Annotated in this window: 13 protein-coding genes; 2 read left to right on the top strand and 11 right to left on the bottom strand. The window is 52.2% G+C overall.

The window, feature by feature from the left end; all coding sequences use genetic code 11:
* Positions 1 to 226: 226 nt before the first annotated feature.
* From GN241_10265 to GN241_10225, 9 genes are all read right to left on the bottom strand, one after another.
* Complete coding sequence (locus GN241_10265; GenBank protein ID XAT57712.1) at positions 227 to 1084, bottom strand: CoA ester lyase; 858 nt, start codon at positions 1082 to 1084, stop codon at positions 227 to 229.
* 12 nt (positions 1085 to 1096) lie between these two features.
* Positions 1097 to 2524 (bottom strand): aldehyde dehydrogenase family protein, encoded by a 1428-nt coding sequence (locus tag GN241_10260; GenBank protein ID XAT57711.1) that lies wholly within the window; start codon positions 2522 to 2524, stop codon positions 1097 to 1099.
* A 6-nt stretch (positions 2525 to 2530) separates the two neighbouring features.
* The gene (locus GN241_10255) at positions 2531 to 3085 is read right to left on the bottom strand and encodes a carboxymuconolactone decarboxylase family protein (GenBank protein XAT57710.1); all 555 of its coding nucleotides are present in this window, start codon (positions 3083 to 3085) and stop codon (positions 2531 to 2533) included.
* A gap of 19 nt (positions 3086 to 3104) precedes the next feature.
* The gene (locus GN241_10250; protein XAT57709.1) at positions 3105 to 4280 is read right to left on the bottom strand and encodes an iron-containing alcohol dehydrogenase; all 1176 of its coding nucleotides are present in this window, start codon (positions 4278 to 4280) and stop codon (positions 3105 to 3107) included.
* 21 nt (positions 4281 to 4301) lie between these two features.
* Positions 4302 to 5483 (bottom strand): aminomethyl transferase family protein, encoded by a 1182-nt coding sequence (locus GN241_10245; protein XAT57708.1) that lies wholly within the window; start codon positions 5481 to 5483, stop codon positions 4302 to 4304.
* Complete coding sequence (locus GN241_10240; GenBank protein XAT57707.1) at positions 5480 to 7810, bottom strand: molybdopterin-dependent oxidoreductase; 2331 nt, start codon at positions 7808 to 7810, stop codon at positions 5480 to 5482. The genes GN241_10245 and GN241_10240 overlap by 4 nt, the downstream gene beginning before the upstream one ends.
* Positions 7811 to 7821: 11 nt before the next feature.
* Positions 7822 to 9936: an ABC transporter permease subunit gene (locus tag GN241_10235; GenBank protein XAT59249.1), complete on the bottom strand. Its 2115-nt coding sequence runs from the start codon at positions 9934 to 9936 to the stop codon at positions 7822 to 7824.
* The gene (locus tag GN241_10230; protein ID XAT57706.1) at positions 9936 to 11024 is read right to left on the bottom strand and encodes a betaine/proline/choline family ABC transporter ATP-binding protein; all 1089 of its coding nucleotides are present in this window, start codon (positions 11022 to 11024) and stop codon (positions 9936 to 9938) included. The genes GN241_10235 and GN241_10230 overlap by 1 nt, the downstream gene beginning before the upstream one ends.
* 194 nt (positions 11025 to 11218) lie before the next feature.
* Positions 11219 to 12169: a glycine/betaine ABC transporter substrate-binding protein gene (locus tag GN241_10225; GenBank protein ID XAT57705.1), complete on the bottom strand. Its 951-nt coding sequence runs from the start codon at positions 12167 to 12169 to the stop codon at positions 11219 to 11221.
* A gap of 170 nt (positions 12170 to 12339) precedes the next feature.
* On the opposite strand from GN241_10225, the gene betI reads away from it, so the two are divergent.
* Entirely contained in the window at positions 12340 to 13023 is a 684-nt protein-coding gene (gene betI, locus GN241_10220; GenBank protein XAT57704.1) for a transcriptional regulator BetI, read from the top strand.
* An 8-nt stretch (positions 13024 to 13031) separates the two neighbouring features.
* Here betI and GN241_10215 read toward each other — a convergent pair whose 3' ends face one another.
* Together GN241_10215 and GN241_10210 are read right to left on the bottom strand one after the other, a co-directional pair.
* A complete protein-coding gene (locus tag GN241_10215) occupies positions 13032 to 13937 on the bottom strand; it encodes an EamA family transporter (protein ID XAT57703.1) in 906 nt (301 codons plus the stop codon).
* Positions 13934 to 15157, bottom strand: coding sequence for a mandelate racemase/muconate lactonizing enzyme family protein (locus tag GN241_10210; protein ID XAT57702.1), 1224 nt, complete (start codon positions 15155 to 15157; stop codon positions 13934 to 13936). The genes GN241_10215 and GN241_10210 overlap by 4 nt, the downstream gene beginning before the upstream one ends.
* A gap of 136 nt (positions 15158 to 15293) precedes the next feature.
* On the opposite strand from GN241_10210, the gene GN241_10205 reads away from it, so the two are divergent.
* A complete protein-coding gene (locus tag GN241_10205; protein ID XAT57701.1) occupies positions 15294 to 16946 on the top strand; it encodes a choline dehydrogenase in 1653 nt (550 codons plus the stop codon).
* Positions 16947 to 16969 lie beyond the last annotated feature (23 nt).

Below are 16969 nucleotides of genomic sequence, written 5' to 3'. Positions count from 1 at the left end.
GTTAATCGATTTCTGATGCTTAGGCTACTTAGTCTGACAGCACCAATCTGTCCCCTGTCTCGTCATAGACTTTGCCAACCAGAAAGGCAGAGGGTCCACGAGAGGGGTGCTTGCCCCGCTTGATAACTGATCTCTTTTGCAGCTGCTCCTGAACCCGATCAAATTGTTCCTGATCTATTATGGCTGCGCGAAGACCTTCATATGGAACGTCGCCACATTTTTAATTTTAACGGTCCAGTCTATCCGCAATTGCTGCGATCCGGTACATCTCACGCATAACCGGTTTTTCTATTAATTTGCCGTCGATCACAATCAGACCAGTATCCGCTTTTTCAAATTCGTTGATAATGCGACGGGCGCGACCAATTTGCGCGTCGCTCGGTGTGAATACTTCATTCAGCGCAGCAATCTGTTTTGGATGCACCGAGCCCTTACCAGAAAACCCCAAGTCGCGAACCTTTTCGGCCTCAACGCGCATCCCTTCAGGGTCATCGAGATCAAGAAACGGCACATCAATCACGTCTAATCCGGCGGCAGCAGAGGCATGCACCACGCGCGAGCGTGCATAGATCAACGCGTCAAATGTATTTTGGCATCGCAGTTCAGCCGCCATATCGACGCCGCCGAAAAACATCGCATCAATGCGCTCCGAACATTTGGCAATCTCAAACGCGGCTTCAAGCCCCTCATTGGTCTCAATAATAACGTGCAACCGCGTTGCATGGCCCGCTTCTGTTAACAATTGATCCAAAATCACCACTTCGTCTGGCGTACGTAGCTTGGGCATCATCAAGGCAGGTGGCGGGGTCTTGCTGTTTAAGACGGCATTCACATCCTCGATCCCAAAGCGTTCGCGCATCGAATTGATGCGTAGGATCCGCTCGACACCGTCATCGGCTTGCGGGGTTTCAAACAGCTTCAAAGCTTTTTGCCGCGCTTCGGCTTTGTCTTTCGGGGCAATCCCGTCTTCAAGCTCAACGCAGACCATATCTGCACCCGAGGCCAGCGCTTTTGGGAACATGTCAGGGCGCAAGCCTGGTGTGAAAATGAAACTGCGGCGCGGGCGAATAATTCGGTTTGTCATGTCAGATGCCTTTCAGGTGATGCCATGCAGCGTTTTTGTTTCAAGATAATCTTCTAGCCCCATCAATCCGCCTTCGCGGCCATTGCCCGATTGCTTGTAGCCGCCAAAGGGGGATCCGTAATTGAAGCCCCCCCCGTTGACGTGAATGGCGCCAACGCGCAGGCGCGCAGAAACACGCTCTGCACGAGCCGCGCTGCCAGTTTGCACATAAGCGGCCAGCCCGTAGGGCGTATCATTGGCAATCGCTATCGCCTCATCTTCATTTTCAAAGGGAATGATCACCAAAACGGGACCAAATATTTCTTCCTGCGCAATCGCCATATCGTTGGAGACATCTGCAAAGATCGTTGGCTTCACGTACCAACCAATTTCACAGCCTTCGGGTTTGCCGTGACCGCCTGCCAATAAGGTTGCCCCTTCGGCAATCCCCTTATGGATCATTGCCTGCACACGTTCATATTGAAGGCGGTCAAAGAGAGGGCCGATATGATCACCCGCCTTGGCCGGATCCCCAACGATCGTTGCCTCGGCCGCCTGCTTCGCGATTTTGAGCACCTCGTCATAACAGGCGCGCTCGACCAGAAGCCGCGTTGGAGCATCGCAAGATTGTCCGGTGTTAAACATACATTCACCGACCGAGGCGGTGACGCGCTCTGCAAGATCGCAATCCGCGAAGACGAGATTGGGTGATTTACCACCCAGCTCAAGCGTCACCCGTTTGACGGTTTCGGCCGCATCCCGAGTGACCGCTGCCCCAGCACGCGTTGAACCGGTAAACGATATCATCTGTACATCGCGGTGACGCGACAGCGCCGAACCAACCGTGTCTCCAAGGCCATTGATCAGGTTAAACACTCCAGCTGGATAGCCGGCCTCATGAATAATTTCCGCATAGATCATTGCGGAAATCGGCGTATGCTCGGAGGGTTTTAAAATACAGGTACAGCCGGTGGCCAGCGCCGGAATAACCTTAAGCGCGATCTGATTCATCGGCCAATTCCAAGGCGTAATCAGCCCACAAACGCCAATCGGTTCGCGTATCAAAATATCACTATTGGATAGAATGCAGCGTTCCTCAAGCGTTTCAAGCGCCTCTATGAAGCCAATAAGATGGCCAATCGCGGCATCGGCCTGCGCGTTGCGTGCCATACTAATCGGGGCGCCCATCTCTATACGCATCGCCTGTGCAAGATCCTCGAACCTCTTTTCAGTGACAGCTTTCAACGCTTTAAGAAGCGCCAAACGATCTGCTTTGCTGGTCAAAGAAAAGCTATCAAAGGCAGATTTAGCAGCGGCGACTGCGCTGTCCACATCCGCTGCATTGCCCAAAGCGACCGTTCCAATTTGTTCTTCCGTGGCAGGGTTCAGAACTGGCATTGAGGCCTCTGAGATTGGGTTAACCCACTGCCCAGAGATATAAAAGTTTGAAAGGTTCTTCATTTGATTTTATTCCACTTTTTTCCAGGCGTAGTGTTCATATTGCTTATCAACGGGTGTACGCGCCAAATGGTTGACGTAGTTGCTGATCGTTTTTTGAGCCAAGCCCAGAACGACCTCTAACATATTCTGATGAGTGAAACCGGCGCTTAGGAATTTTGAGATTTCAGCGTCACTTGCGTGCCCATGATTACGCAACAACAGCAAGGTAAAATCGCGTAAAGCTTCGAGCCGGGCCGTGGGAAGAGCTGTTTCGTCGCGCAGAGCATTTGATACCGCCTTATCAATCCTCATAGCCTTGGCCATGTAAGTATGCGCTGGAACGCAGAAGTGACATTGATTTTCGACATTGATGCTCTGCCAAACCACAGTTTTCTCTTCATCCGTAAAGCTTGATGCCATGAACGCTTTATGGAGCGCAGCATATGCTGTTAGCGTTTCTGGAGATTCTGCGGTTACGGCGTAAAACCCATTTGGCCCCGAATGCTCAAGCAATTGCCGCAAGAGTGGTTTGCTTTTCTCTGGGGCTGTTTCAACATCGTGCTTTTGGAATGCGCTGTACATTATTGGTTTTTTCCTTCCCTTAGCGTGCTTTAGCCAAAGCGCTTTCTACCAAAAGCTCCATTTCGGCGGGGCTCGTGGTTCTGGGGTTTGTACCCGCCGCACTATCTTGCATTGCTTTTTCGGCAATGCGACCGGCACAATCTGCGGGCACTCCGATTTCACTTAGAGATCGTGGGATATTGATGTCGTCAAGAAGGCGCTCCACCTCTACAATGAAGGCATCAACGGACGAATCTGTGAGGCCCATGGCATCTGCCATGCGCTTTACCTTGTGCTCCATGCCCGGCAAGTTGAACCGTAGAATAACTGGCAGTATGATTGCGTTGGTGAGCCCGTGCTGTGTATTAAACTCAGCGCCCACCATATGCGAGATGGCGTGCACATGCCCCAAGCCTTTTTGGAACGCGATCCCGGCAAGGCAAGAGCCGACAAGCATGCCGGCACGCGCGGCCATGTTCTCCGGCGCGCGTACTGCCACTGGCAACCATTTCACAACCAGAGCCAGCCCTTCCAGCGCAAGGCCGTCACATAGCGGATGAAAACCTGGCACGCAAAAGGCCTCAATTGCATGCACCAGGGCATCCGCGCCGGTCCAGGCGGTCAGATTGGCGGGCAGGCCAACGGTCAGTTCTGGGTCAAGCAGCGCCAAAGATGGCTTCAATTGCGGATGGTAGATGCAGAATTTCATCCCTTTACCCGTATGGGTGACCATCGCTGTACTTTCAGTTTCGGCGCCAGTTCCGGCCGTGGTAGGAATGGTGATCAGCGTTGGAAACGCTTGATCAGGGCCAATATCTGCCGGCTCGGCTTCCCATTCAAACTCCCAAAGATCTATTTCATTTCTGGCCGTAAGGCAGATGGCCTTACCGCCATCCATCGCACTGCCGCCTCCAATCGCAATGATCGCATCGTGATTGCCCAAGCGAAATTTATCGCGCCCAATGCCAATTTCATCATCACGCGGATTTGGCGATATTTCCGAAAATAAGCCGGCGGACAGGCCTGCGTCAGACAAAGAATTTTGCAGCCGTGAAATGAACGGCAAATTTCGGCTGCCTTTATCGGTGACGATCAAGGGATTTCTCAGCCCCAGCACCGCGCAATGTTGCCCAATTTCCCCAAGACGGCCCGGCCCATATGCGATGGGTATTGGGAAGGTCCAATCCTGTGGTTCCAAAATGTCAGCGTCAGTCATGCTATCTAGTGCTTTCATTGATCAATTCGCTGGGCGTTGTGGGATAGAACGATCCAACCCGCGTACAATTTTTTTATCTAGGTCAAAAAACGGTGGTTGAACGATTTGAGCATCGTGCAGGCTGCCGTTAGGCAGGCGCATCGCGAGGGTACGGCCGACCCAATCGCCCGGTGCGTTAAAATGCACATAGCCGATGCCAAGGCCCAGCGTTGGGGAGGGGATCCCTGCGGTAATACGCCCGACCTCAGTGCCACCCTCGAAGACCCGTGCGCCTGCGGCCGGGGTTTCCGTTCTGCATGTCAGCCCAAAGAGACAGCATTGCCTGTCCTTCTTCAAAAGCGCCGTCCGACCGATAAAATCGCCTTTTTCCATGTTAACGAAAGGTGCCAAGCCAGCCTCGAAAGGCGTCATATCCGGCGTAATATCGGTGCCATTTCCAAGAATACCGCCTTCGATCCTGCGGATGGTCAAGGCGTGGGTGGATGAAAACTCCATTCCATGCGGCGCGCCGCAATCCATCAGATGATCCCAAAGCGCCAGATGATCCGTCTGCGCCCCGTTGCTGTAAATTTCATAACCGAGCTCATTGGTAAATCCGGTGCGCGAAACATAGAGCGTTTGACCGCCCAAGTCATAATATCCGGAACGAAAATATTTCATTGTATCGTCAATCACCCCGTTTGAGGCAGAGGTCATGATCGCCATCGAGGCGGGCCCTTGAATTTGCAATACGCGACTGTGCGGGTCGCATATCGTGACGTCAAAGCCCTCAGAATGCGCCATCAACCAGGCTTCCATTGGGCCATCGGCCTGCACATACCAAAAACGGTCTTCCGCCAACCGAAACATCACCCCATCCATAAAGATGCCGCCTTGCGGGGTGCAGGCAATCGCGTAATATCCGCGGCCTTCGGTCATTGTTGCAATCTTTCGGGCAAATACTTTTTCTAGAAACGCAACGGCATCCGGCCCGCAGATTTCGATCGGCTTTTCAGGGACGTCAAAGATCAGCGCTTTTTGACGCAGACACCAATATTTATCGAGATAATCTTCACCCATATAAATTGTGAAGAACCGCCCTGCATAAACACCTTTCACCATCTCAGGTCGGCGTGTGCGTTCGATAAAGGGAGATTCCTCAAAACGACGGGCGCTTATAGCGACGCTTTTATGTAAATCAGAGGCTTCTTGAAGATTGCTCATGTCTTTTCCATTAGATCGTTATCTGGGCAGGGGCGTAGGATGGTGGGTGGCGCATGTGCGGTGACGGATGGCGCTGGGCCTGTGAACAATTCAACCTCGATCAGGCAGGAATGCGCGCTTGGGCCTTGCCCCAGTTTTGATGTGCCCTTGTCACGGGTCAGCACGTTGGGATTGCCATGTTTGCACAAACCGGTTTCATCGGGATCATACCAGGCCCCGGTGCTCATCTGAACGACAGCAGGGCGCATGGCCGGATCAACCACAATGCCAGCTAGGCAGGCACCGCGATCGTTAAACGCACGCACAAGATCCCCGGTTTTGAGCCCGCGCATAAGGGCATCGTCAGGATGCATGTGCAATGGTTCGCGCCCTGCAACTTTACTGGCCTTGCTGACAGAGCCGTGATCGAGCTGAGAGTGTAATTTTTCCTTTGGCTGATTTGATATCAGATGAAGCGGATAGTCAGCTCCATTGCCCAACCATTCATAGGGTTCCTGCCAAAGCGGATGCCCGGGGCAATCGGTGTAGCCAAAATCTGCAACCGTTTGTGAAAAGATTTCAATTCTACCACTAGGTGTGCTCAGCGGATTTGCTGCAGGGTCGGCGCGAAAATCTTCTAACATAACGGTGGGACGCGCAGGCTCCGCAAGTTTAAACCAGCCTTTGTCAAGAAAACGGTCATACTCGGGCATCTCGATGCCGTCTTTATGGGCTCGATTGATTGTTTGATCGTATATCTGCCTTTGCCAATCTGCAGCGCTAAGCCCTTCGGTGAAAGCCTCTGCAACATCCATGGCCCCAGCAATGCCCGCAAAAATCTCATAATCGTCGCGGGCCTGCGCAAAGGGTTCTGTCAGTTTCGCCATGGCAATCACATAGGGGTCGCGCGGGGTTATCGCGATATCAGCACGTTCCATCGGGGTGGTGCAGGGCAGTACGATATCAGCGTGTTTGGCAAGTGAATTCCAGCACCATTCATTGACGATGATCGTGTCAGGCCGTTGCCAAGCCTGCATCATCAGGTTCAGGTCTTGATGATGGTGAAAAGGATTGCCTCCGGCCCACCATACCAGTTTAATATCAGGATATGTATATTGTCCCCCATCAAAATCGAAGGGCTGACCAGGATTAAGCAGCATGTCAGTGATGCGGGCCACCGGAATAAAGTTTTCAACCGGATTTTCTCCCTGTGGAAGAGATGCTCCGGAAATGCTTTTGAATTTGCCTCCGATGTAATTCATCGCGCTGTAACCAAATCCAAACCCGCCACCGAGCTGACCGATCTGGCCTAGCATTGAGGCCAATGTAATACCCATCCAGAAGGGTTGCTCACCATGGTCTTGACGCGTGAGCGACCAACTGAGTGAAATCATCGTGCGCTGGGCGGCCATTCGGCGGGCCAATCTGCGGATCGTCTCTGCAGGAATTTCACAAATCTCGGCTGCCCAATCTGCGGTTTTTGCGATGCCGTCTTGCTCGCCCATCAAATAAGGCAGGAAGGCTTCAAATCCCTGTGTATAACGATCCAAAAACGCCTGATCTGTAAGCCCTTCGACCTGCAAAGTATGCGCTAGCCCCAGCATCATCGCCACATCCGTATTTGGGCGCAGGGGCAGCCATTCAGCGCCAACCTGCTCAAGCATGTCAGATTTTATCGGGCTGACATTGATAATCTCGATTCCCGCGCCGCTTGCGGCCAACAGGGCGTCGCGCTGAATATGACATCCGGTGCCGCCCTGACTGATCTGACCGTTTTTCAGCGGCACGCCTCCGAAACAGACAAAAAGCTGCGTGTGGTCCCGGATCAGCTCCCAACTTGTGCAGGTGTCCAGATAAGCGCGAAAGCTGCCCAAGATATGCGGCACCATAGCCTCGGCAGCGGCAAAACTATAGGTGAATTTTGAACTGGTAAAGCCACCGATGCAGTTCAAAAACCGCTTAAGCTGACTTTGGGCGTGGTGAAACCGGCCGGCGCTGGCCCAACCGTAAGAGCCGCCATAGATCGCCTGATTGCCAAAATCGCGGCGCACACGCGTGAGCTCATCCGCAACCAAACGATTCGCTTCCGCCCAGCCTACGGCGACGAACGGCTCGCGCCCGCGCAACTCGGTGCTTTGGCCAGCTTTGCCCTCTAACCAGCTTTTGCGTATCATGGGCATATCTATGCGCATTGGCCCATGTTGCACATCCAAAATGCCTGGCCCAATGGGAGAGGGGTCTTGGTCATGCTCGAAGGGTAGCAGCGCTTGCACGCAGCCATTTGCGACCTTGGCGCGATATGTGCCCCAATGCGTACTTGTCAGGGGCAGGGCAGGTGTTTTTACCATAGCGCTAACCTTCAGCCGGCTGGGTTTGATGTGTAGCGTTCCTGCAGCTTCACGCTCCAGGCAGCGGTCATTCGGTCTGCGATGATTGCGATAACCGCCATGCCGATCCCCGCGGTCATACCAACGCCAAAATCACCATCTCCCAGTCCGATATAGACTTGTTGGCCTAGGCCGCTGGTGCCCACTAAGGCCGCGATAACCAGCATAGAAATCCCGAACATGATTGTTTGGTTAAGGCCCAGCATCATTTCAGGAAGGGCCAAGGGAATCTTTACCCGCCACAATAATTGCCAACGGGTGCAGCCCATACAAGTGGCTGCTTCAATCACCTCATGTGGTACGTTTCGCAATCCATGCTCAGAATAGCGGATTGCAGGGACCATGGCATAAGCTATCACAGCCAGGAGGGCTGTGAATTCGCCAATTTTGAAGATCATTACAAAAGGGATCAGCAACACAAAGAGTGGCATGGTTTGCAGCGTGTCATTAATGGGCTGTAAAAATCGCGAAACAGGTTTGAATTCAGAGGCTAAAATGCCAAGTGCAGAGCCGAGGGTGAATGATAAAACGACGCCAATGCCGCAGAGATAAACACTCAGCAAGGTCTGCGGCCAGATGCCTGACAGTAACAGGTAGGCGAGCCCGATTAAAACGGAGAAAGCCAGCTTTGGGCCAGATAACTGCCAGCAAACAAAGGCCATAATCAACCAGAGCGCTGGCCATGGCATGCGGGTCAATCCAAAAAACAGCACAATCGCCAGCAAGCCAATCACCATCGCAAGTCTCTGCCGCCCGCGCAGCCCTGCAAGTGCCATCAGTGCCAGTGCCGTCAAAGCATAACCAGCCTTCAACGCGGGGGTAAATGTGAACCCCCATGAAAAGGGTGAAATCACCTGTTCTAATCCCATTTTGATTGGAAGCATTAGGTAAAAGAACGCCCATTTTTTAATCAGCGCAATCCAAGCTGCATATTCAATGATGATATAATCGATCGCGCTGTTCAAAGGGCCAGACGGGTCGTAGACCCAAGCCTTTGGATAGGTTTGCAGTGGTGGCAAAATAAGGCTGGCAAAATAAAGACATAAGACGCCCGTAACGGCGGTTAAAGTAAATTGATGACGCCTGTGAAACGGTTCGGAAGCAAGATGCGTCTCCCTTGGTTTTCGGTTTGCAAACCCCGCCGTTATACGATCCATAACCATGGCCATCAAGGCAATCACCACCCCTGCCACCAAGCTTTCGCCAAACCGTGCCTTGCGCATCGCTGATAAAACTTCCCAGCCAATATCGGACGCTCCACCAATAATTGAAGCAATGATCACCATTGAAAACGCCGCCATCGTGGTCTGGTTAATCCCTAGCATAATTTGTCTTGCTGCGCTTGGCACGCGCACCCGAAAAAACAATTGGGTCGCGGTGGCCCCCGACATCAAACCAGATTCGATCACTTCCGGCGCAACGCGGCGCAGACCAAGCAGCGTGTTGCGTACCATCGGAGGGAAGGCATATAAAATGCTCGCAATCAGCCCCACCACTACGCCAAAACCAAATAGCAACAGGATAGGCAGCAAATAGGCAAAGGCTGGAATAGTTTGCAGCGCATCTAAGGTGACCATGATGGCACGTTCCGCGCGCGGATAGAAAAACCCTGCGGTTCCGATGGCAAATCCAATCAACACGGCCAGCGGCACCGATACCACCACCAAAGCGAGCGAATTCATCGATTCAATCCAAAGCCCCACAACCAGCATGTAACTGACAGAAAGAGCTGTAAAAACGGCAAGCTTCCACCCCGATGCCGCGTAGGCGATACTCACCAATATAAACACTGAGACGGACCAGGGCAGCCAGGTTAAAAGGCTGCGAACCGCATCCATCGGCACGTCAAAAACCGTAGAAACCGCGCGAAAAAATGCTCCTGTTGCCTCTACGACCCAGGTCATGATGGTGTTTAAAACAGATACAATCGGCATAACCCATTCGTCGGGAAAGATGATCAGCCAAGGGGCCACGTCGCGCAGGGCCAGCAAGCCTAAGGTCACAGCAAGTATAGTTACCCAAAGGACCAAGGAAAAACGCCCTGCCGGCCTTTGAGAGTGTTCAACGGCATCCGTGTTGGCGCGCATCATCCAGTCTCCTGCTGCCGTGTGGCATCAGCTTTAACTTCTGAACCCTTCGACAAGGCACATACCACCGATGTCGGGGTAACAACGCCGATGGGGTTCCCATTCTGGACAACCGCAACACCGTCGCGATGAATTGCAAGATGGCAAAGCAGATCTTCAACGCAAACCGTTTCTTGCATTTCAAACATGCCCGCTTGTACCGTTGCGGTATCGTCGATCACATCGCGCGCCAACAACACACGCGTCAAAGGGACATCACTGGTGAATTCAGCAACGTAGTCATCTGCCGGATTGATTATCAATTCAGCGGGTGTGCCGATCTGTACCACCATGCCATCGCGCATGATCATCATTCGGTCAGCAATGCGCAGCGCCTCTAGAAAATCATGCGTGATGAAGACGATGGATTTTTTTAACGTTGATTGGATGCGCAGAAACTCATCTTGCATCTGGCGTCGGATTAACGGGTCAAGCGCGGAAAATGGCTCGTCCAGAAACCACAGTTCTGGCTCTACTGCCAAGGAACGCGCAATTCCCACCCGTTGTTGCTGTCCCCCTGAGAGTTGCCGCGGAAAACTTTTTTCGCGCCCTTCCAACCCAACCAGTTCAATCACCCGCGCTGTTTTTTCGCGTTGTTCTTTGGCCGATAGGCCTTGCAGGCTGAGAGGAAATGAGATGTTTTCGGCCACAGATAGATGCGGAAGCAACCCAAAGCTTTGAAAAACCATACCCATTTTGTGACGGCGGATATCGATCAGCTCAGACTTGTTTTTCTTAAGCAGATCTTCACCATCGAGTAAAATTTCCCCCCGAGTCGGCTCGACAAGGCGTGACAGGCAACGCACCATTGTTGACTTACCGGAACCGGACAGGCCCATAATAACAAAAATCTCACCCTCATTAACTTCGAAAGAAACATCTGCAGCCGCTGGGATTGCGCCGTTCTGCCTTATCTTATCAACCAAGTCTGGGATGTTATCGCTGACGGGGCCGGTGGGGCGATCAAAATAAGCATTGGGATCATTGCCGTATACTTTCCAGACATTGCGACAGGCGATTTTAACGCTGGCTTCGCTCTTCTGTGTCATGCTAGCCCCCCCCTTTATATACGCCCGAGTATTACATATACGCCCGAGTAATTACATATAAGCCCGAGTATTTCAGCGCCTTTGGCCTGTTTCAACATGACCAGCAAATTATTTCAGAAATTTTGTTAGAGTTAGTCGCGAAACGGGGCGGTGGAATGAGACCGCCCCGTTTGAGTGTTTAGCAGCGCGCAGGATCAACTGCCTGCGGCAACCCAAGGCTTCCAAGTAGATTCATTATTCTGCATCCACTCTGCGATCACTTCTTCAAGCTCACGTTTGTTGAAATCGATCTCTAAAAGAAGCGAATTCTGCATAGCATTATCGATGGACAAGGCTTTCATGATTTTGAAGGCACCGGGCCAGTTGGTTTCAAAATCACGCGACACAATTTTGGAAATATTTGCTTGTTTGAAGCCGCAATCGCCTGTTTTGTCGGGGTAAATGCCGGGTTCGGGGTTGGTGTCGCAATCCTCGGTATAGCCGGGGAATTGAACCCAGTCGAAATCCATCTCTGAGTGAACCCAATGCGGCTCCCAAAACATCACCAACATGGGGGATTGTGTCTTATAGGCAGCCTGCATTTCGGCAATCATAGCGCCTTCCGATCCGCCGGCAATCGGTTCAAATGGCAAGCCTGCGCTGTTAACCAAATCCTTGGAGCGTGTGCCCCAATCGGCGGGATAGGTGATTAAACGCCCCTTGGGAAACGTTTCAGCCGCGGCAAAAAGCTGCGAGCAGGCGATCAATGCGTTCACATCCGGCAATCCGGGGCATTGCGCGTTCATGTAGCTTGGGTACATCCAGCTTTCCGTTGGCTCAAGGCCTGTTGATCCCAAGACAACGATATCACCATTGGCAACAGAGTTGGGGTAAATGTCTCCCACGTTATTGCCCCATGTTTCGGGCTGCAGATGTAGATTTCCCTGCGCAATGGCCGCAAATTGCGGCACCGCGCCGGCGGTGACATATTCGACATTATATCCCGCGGCTTGCAAAACGCTGCCCGCGATATGTGCCGATACGTGCTGTCCTGTCCATTCATTGACCGCGATCTTAATTGGATCGCTGCTATCGGCAGCGGCGCTGCCAACCAATCCAAGCATAGCAAAGCCAAGAATGCTGGTTACTTTACTAATCTGATGCATGATTACTCCCTTTGATTATCGACCGTCCACTGTTGGTAGTCGTCCCTTTTTTTCTTATTGTAGATAAAACTTACCATTAGAAAGTTTTTCATGTCAATGGTTGTTTTTTGTGGGTTTTTCGACCAAACTATGCCAATAAAAGAAACGTAGATTTTTGAAGGTGCCCCTATATGCGAACCAGTTCCATCCGAGCCATTAGACGCGTCGAACTGTCTCGTGCGGCCTTTGAGGCGGTAATTCGATACGGTTTGCGAAAAACCACATTGGAAAAAGTTGGCGATATTGCCGGCGTTTCAAAAGGTGTGGTGCTGCACCATTTTAAAGATAAAAGTGCTTTGCTTGAGGCCGTGTTTCGAAGTTCGAACACGTTGCTCAGCGGATCCGTTGTCGAATTATACCGCTATGCAGTTACCCCCTATGAACGGCTCTGGGCGATTATCGTCGCCAATTTTTTTGAAACGATTTTTAATCGTCAAGTGTGCCAAGCTTGGGTCTCTCTGATTTCTGAAGTGCCCCATAATAAAGAATGCCAGCGCGTTCAGATTGCTAATAATGAACGCATCAGAACCAACCTGATGCACGAGTTGAAGCATTTTTTACCTGAACAGGAGGCTGAGCATGTGGCGCGCCACTTGGGGGTTCATATTGATGGCATTTGGGTGCGCGCCGGCCTGTTGCCGCACCCGGTCGAGACCAATATGGCCATATCGGAAATGCAATTTGCCATCGAAAAACTGTTGCCTTTTGATGAAATAAGCGCCGCCAAGCATAAAGAGGCTCGCAAAAAGATCGAGGCAATTGCAGATATTGCGCTGGGTTCCAAGGCTTTTAAAGAAAAATTCCTGCAAGTTTAGAGCGCCACTTAATCATTTGGATGGAGATTTCTAAGTGGGCGACGGAGCGCCAAGAGTGGTTCCAGCATGCTCGCCCCGGCGATAAGCAAAACGCCCGTAAGTTCACGGAGACCAAAGGGTTCGCCAGCTAAAAGCGCCACCGAAATTGCCCCAACGACGATTTCGGTCATGAACAATAGGCCAACGATACCTGGGCTTAGATATTTTGGCCCCCAAAGCGAGGCATAGGTGCCGGGCAAAACCAGAAGAGCCATGAAAATCAGTAGCAATGGCAGCGCCGGTAAAGCCTGCTCGACTCTTGGTATATAAGCAGGGGCCAGTAAAAATGCAGCGCTTGCCGAAAAGATCAGCGACCACTGAAAAAATCCGGCCGTCAACTCGATGGCTGAATGGCTTTCAGACATGCGCAGGCGCACCATCGCTATCGCCCAAAGAACCCCCGAGGCAATACCAAGCCAATCCCCTATATTTTGCGGGATGGGAAACCGCGCGCCCAGACCAAAAATGGTCAACATGCCCAGAATGGCCATCGCCATAGCAACTATGCGGCTTGGGGTGATCGCATCGTTTAGAAAGATCCGCGCCAATATCGTCGCCCATATCGGCGTGAGATAAAACAGCAGCATGGCCCGCACCACATCCGTGTATACGATTGACGTTGAGTAAAGCAGCAATGCTCCGCCCGATAACATTGCGGTTAGTTGCAATGAAAGCCCGCCCTTTTTGACATGCTTCCATCGCTTTAGGGTAACGGGAATTAGGCAGATTGTCGGTATCAGAAAATAGACAACGGTGATCCAAAGACCGTGAATGCCTGCCTCTTCGAGAGCCCTAAGGGGAATCCAGAATAACCCCCACACAGCGCCTGCATAAAGGCAGGCAAGTTTCGCTTTGACTTCAAGAGATGCGTTCAACAGGTTGCCTCCGCAAGACCCAGGCAAGTGGATTGATGATGCTCACAAAGATCGTGCAGAGCCGATACATTAAGGTCAACACCAATCCCCGGCTTATTTGAGAGATGGGCATACTCTCCCTCTAGAAGGAACGCTGTAAGCGCAAATTTTTCACCATGTCGGATATATTCGGGATATATTTCGGCCATTTCAGCGTTGGGGATCGACGCGCAAACATGGAGCATCGCCGCAGCGGCAACGGTCATCGAATTCCAGCAATGTGGCGAGATCTGAACGCCTTGCTGGTCGGCCAGTTCCGCAATATCAAGCAGGTCCAGAATCCCTCCTACTGCGGCTATGTCAGGGTTTAAAATATCGGCAGCACCTGCAGCCAGTACGGCGCGGAAATGTGCCAGACCGCAGTTTTTTTCACCCGTCACAACGCGTAGTGTCTGGTCTTTGCGGATCTGAGCAAGGGCCCGGATGTCGCTGCCGTCGATGGGTTCTTCAAACCAATAGGGGTGCGCGGGTTCGATTGCCTGTGCAATTTGTATTGCGGCGTCGGCATTGTTTTGGGAATCCAAATCAACCAGAATCGCAATGTCACCGCCTATTGCAGCGCGCACCTGGTTTACGCAGTTTGCGGCGTCTTGCGCCGTGTGGTTTAACATGGAGTGGATTTTGATTGCCCTATACCCCTGAGCGACAAGATCGGTTGCGCGCGTTTCAAGCGAAGCGACATCCCATTGCGTGGTGCTCCAGATATTTCCATAGATTGGAATGGCGCGGTTGTAATTGCCCCCCAATAAGTCGCAGAGCGGTGCGTTCAAAAGTTTGCCTAAGATATCCCATAAGGCCATTTCCAACGCGCTACTCGCGGCGCTAAACTCTAAGCTCTGATGACACGCGGCGGCGTGCTTTGCCAGATCACGAAATGCCCAAGGTGAAATAGATTTTAATTTGCTTGCCGAGCGACCCAGCGCATGAATGATTTCTGCAACCGCTTTTTCACGATAGGGCAGCACAAAAGCTTCACCCCAGCCATATAGTCCGTCTTTGGTGGTGAGGCGAACGAACAAGCAGGATTTTACGTGCCCCCATTCAACGCCTTCCGTCTCGGGAGCGGTAATCCAAGTTTCCCAACGCGCCAACGCGATCTGGCCAAAATTCAGGCCGGTTGCGGTTTTTAGACATTCTAAAGCCGAGTTTAATTGCAAATAACGCCTCCGCGCAGTGTTCATTTTTTACTAACCTTTGGTCAGTATATTGTCAAACGGTAAGTTTATCTGTAAAGGAAAGGTCAACAAAACGCCCACGCAGGCGATTCAAGAATCAAAAAGGCGTGGGTTAGACTAAATTTTTGCGGAGAATGTCGAAATGGAATTCGATTACATCATTATAGGGGCAGGATCGGCTGGCTGTGTTTTGGCCAACCACCTCAGCAGTGATGTGCGCAATCGGGTTTTGTTGATTGAGGCCGGTCCTGATACGGGGGCACTCTCGCTCAAAATGCCGGCGGCCGTCTTGTCAAACCTGACCAGCACAAGGCATAATTGGGCATTTCAAGGCGAGCCTGAGCCCGGGTTGGATGGCCGCGTAATTCAGCATGACCGCGGCAAAACAATCGGTGGATCGTCATCGATCAACGGCATGGTGTTCATCCGCGGGCACGCGTTGGATTATGACGGGTGGCAGCAGGCCGGATGCCCCGGTTGGGGATATGCAGATGTGCTGCCATATTTCAAACGTATGGAAACCTATGGCGGCGGCCGGGATGAGTTCCGCGGCGTTGGTGGTCCGCTTCACGTGCACCGCGCGGAGCCTAAGGATCCAATCACGCTGGCCTTTATCAAAGCGGGCCAAGAGGCTGGATACCCCCTAACAAACGATGTGAGCGGCTATTGTCAGGAGGGTTTCGGAGTCTCGGATCGCACAGTTTTTAAGGGCGAGCGCTGGAGCACCGCGAGGGCGTATCTTGACCCGGTCCGTAAGCGATCCAACCTGACCATACTGACGCGGGCACTGGTGCAAAAAATTACCTTTGAGGGTAACAAAGCCGTGGCGGTGACGTATAAAAACAGCGCTGGCATCTTGCGCAGCGCCCATGTTCGAAAAGAGATTATTCTGAGCGCGGGCGCGGTTGGCTCGCCGCAGATTCTCATGCTCTCAGGTGTCGGTCCGGCTGGGCATCTTCGAGATATGGGGCTGGACGTTCTGTGTGATCTTCCAGGTGTTGGTCAAAACCTGAATGACCATCCTGATTTCGTGCTGAAATATAAATGCAAGCGGCCTGTTTCGTTTTGGCCCAAGACAAAGCCGCTGGCCAAACTAGGGGCAGGGATTCAATGGATGATGACAGGTGGCGGTATCGTCGCCTCGAATCTGTTTGAAGGTCTGGGCTGTGTCCGCTCTGGCCCGGGCGTGGATTATCCGGATTTGCAGATCATCATTTCGCCGATTGCGGTGGATGATAGAACATGGGCGCCGCTGCAAGAGCATGCATTTCAAATTCATGTTGGATTGATGCGTGCGCATAGCCGCGGCACAATTGAGCTGCGTTCTGCTGATCCTAGCGATCCGCCGCGCATCTTGGTGAACTATCTCAAAGACGCGCGCGACCGCGATCTTATGCGCAAAGGCATCCGCTTGGTCCGAGAACTTGTTGAGCAACCTGCCTTTTCCGATCTCAAAGGGGACGAAATTTTTCCTGGCGCTGACATCCATTCAGACGAGGAACTCGATCAGGTCCTGACATCTCATGCCACAACACAATGGCATCTGTCCTGCACCGCCCGGATGGGGGCGGCGACGGATAAGGGGGCCGTAGTGGATGCGCGCGGACGGGTGCATGGTGTGTCTGGGCTGCGCGTGGTCGATGCCTCTATCATGCCGTTTGTGACCAACGGGAATACAAATGCTCCCACCATCATGCTGGCCGAAAAACTCAGCGATGATATTTTGGGTCGCGCGCCCTTGCAGCGGATTGATGCGGATCTGTGGCAAAATACAGAGCTTGCGCCATGCCAATAAGCAGGGGAGCCATTCTAAAAAAG

It is taken from the genome of Rhodobacteraceae bacterium IMCC1335 (assembly GCA_039640495.1).
Taxonomy (GTDB): domain Bacteria; phylum Pseudomonadota; class Alphaproteobacteria; order Rhodobacterales; family Rhodobacteraceae; genus Thalassovivens.
The sequence above is the reverse complement of the archived record's forward strand: the minus strand, read 5'-3'. Positions and strand labels throughout refer to the sequence as shown.

What these genes read in the sequence shown, in the direction of transcription:
- GN241_10260 (XAT57711.1), bottom strand. Translation starts at nt 2,524, where the DNA reads ATGAAGAACCTTTCAAACTTTTATATCTCTGGGCAGTGGGTTAACCCA.
- GN241_10235 (XAT59249.1), bottom strand. Translation starts at nt 9,936, where the DNA reads ATGCGCGCCAACACGGATGCCGTTGAACACTCTCAAAGGCCGGCAGGG.
- GN241_10250 (XAT57709.1), bottom strand. Translation starts at nt 4,280, where the DNA reads ATGACTGACGCTGACATTTTGGAACCACAGGATTGGACCTTCCCAATA.
- GN241_10245 (XAT57708.1), bottom strand. Translation starts at nt 5,483, where the DNA reads ATGAGCAATCTTCAAGAAGCCTCTGATTTACATAAAAGCGTCGCTATA.
- GN241_10265 (XAT57712.1), bottom strand. Translation starts at nt 1,084, where the DNA reads ATGACAAACCGAATTATTCGCCCGCGCCGCAGTTTCATTTTCACACCA.
- GN241_10205 (XAT57701.1), top strand. Translation starts at nt 15,294, where the DNA reads ATGGAATTCGATTACATCATTATAGGGGCAGGATCGGCTGGCTGTGTT.
- GN241_10230 (XAT57706.1), bottom strand. Translation starts at nt 11,024, where the DNA reads ATGACACAGAAGAGCGAAGCCAGCGTTAAAATCGCCTGTCGCAATGTC.
- GN241_10255 (XAT57710.1), bottom strand. Translation starts at nt 3,085, where the DNA reads ATGTACAGCGCATTCCAAAAGCACGATGTTGAAACAGCCCCAGAGAAA.
- GN241_10240 (XAT57707.1), bottom strand. Translation starts at nt 7,810, where the DNA reads ATGGTAAAAACACCTGCCCTGCCCCTGACAAGTACGCATTGGGGCACA.
- GN241_10225 (XAT57705.1), bottom strand. Translation starts at nt 12,169, where the DNA reads ATGCATCAGATTAGTAAAGTAACCAGCATTCTTGGCTTTGCTATGCTT.
- GN241_10210 (XAT57702.1), bottom strand. Translation starts at nt 15,157, where the DNA reads ATGAACACTGCGCGGAGGCGTTATTTGCAATTAAACTCGGCTTTAGAA.
- betI (XAT57704.1), top strand. Translation starts at nt 12,340, where the DNA reads ATGCGAACCAGTTCCATCCGAGCCATTAGACGCGTCGAACTGTCTCGT.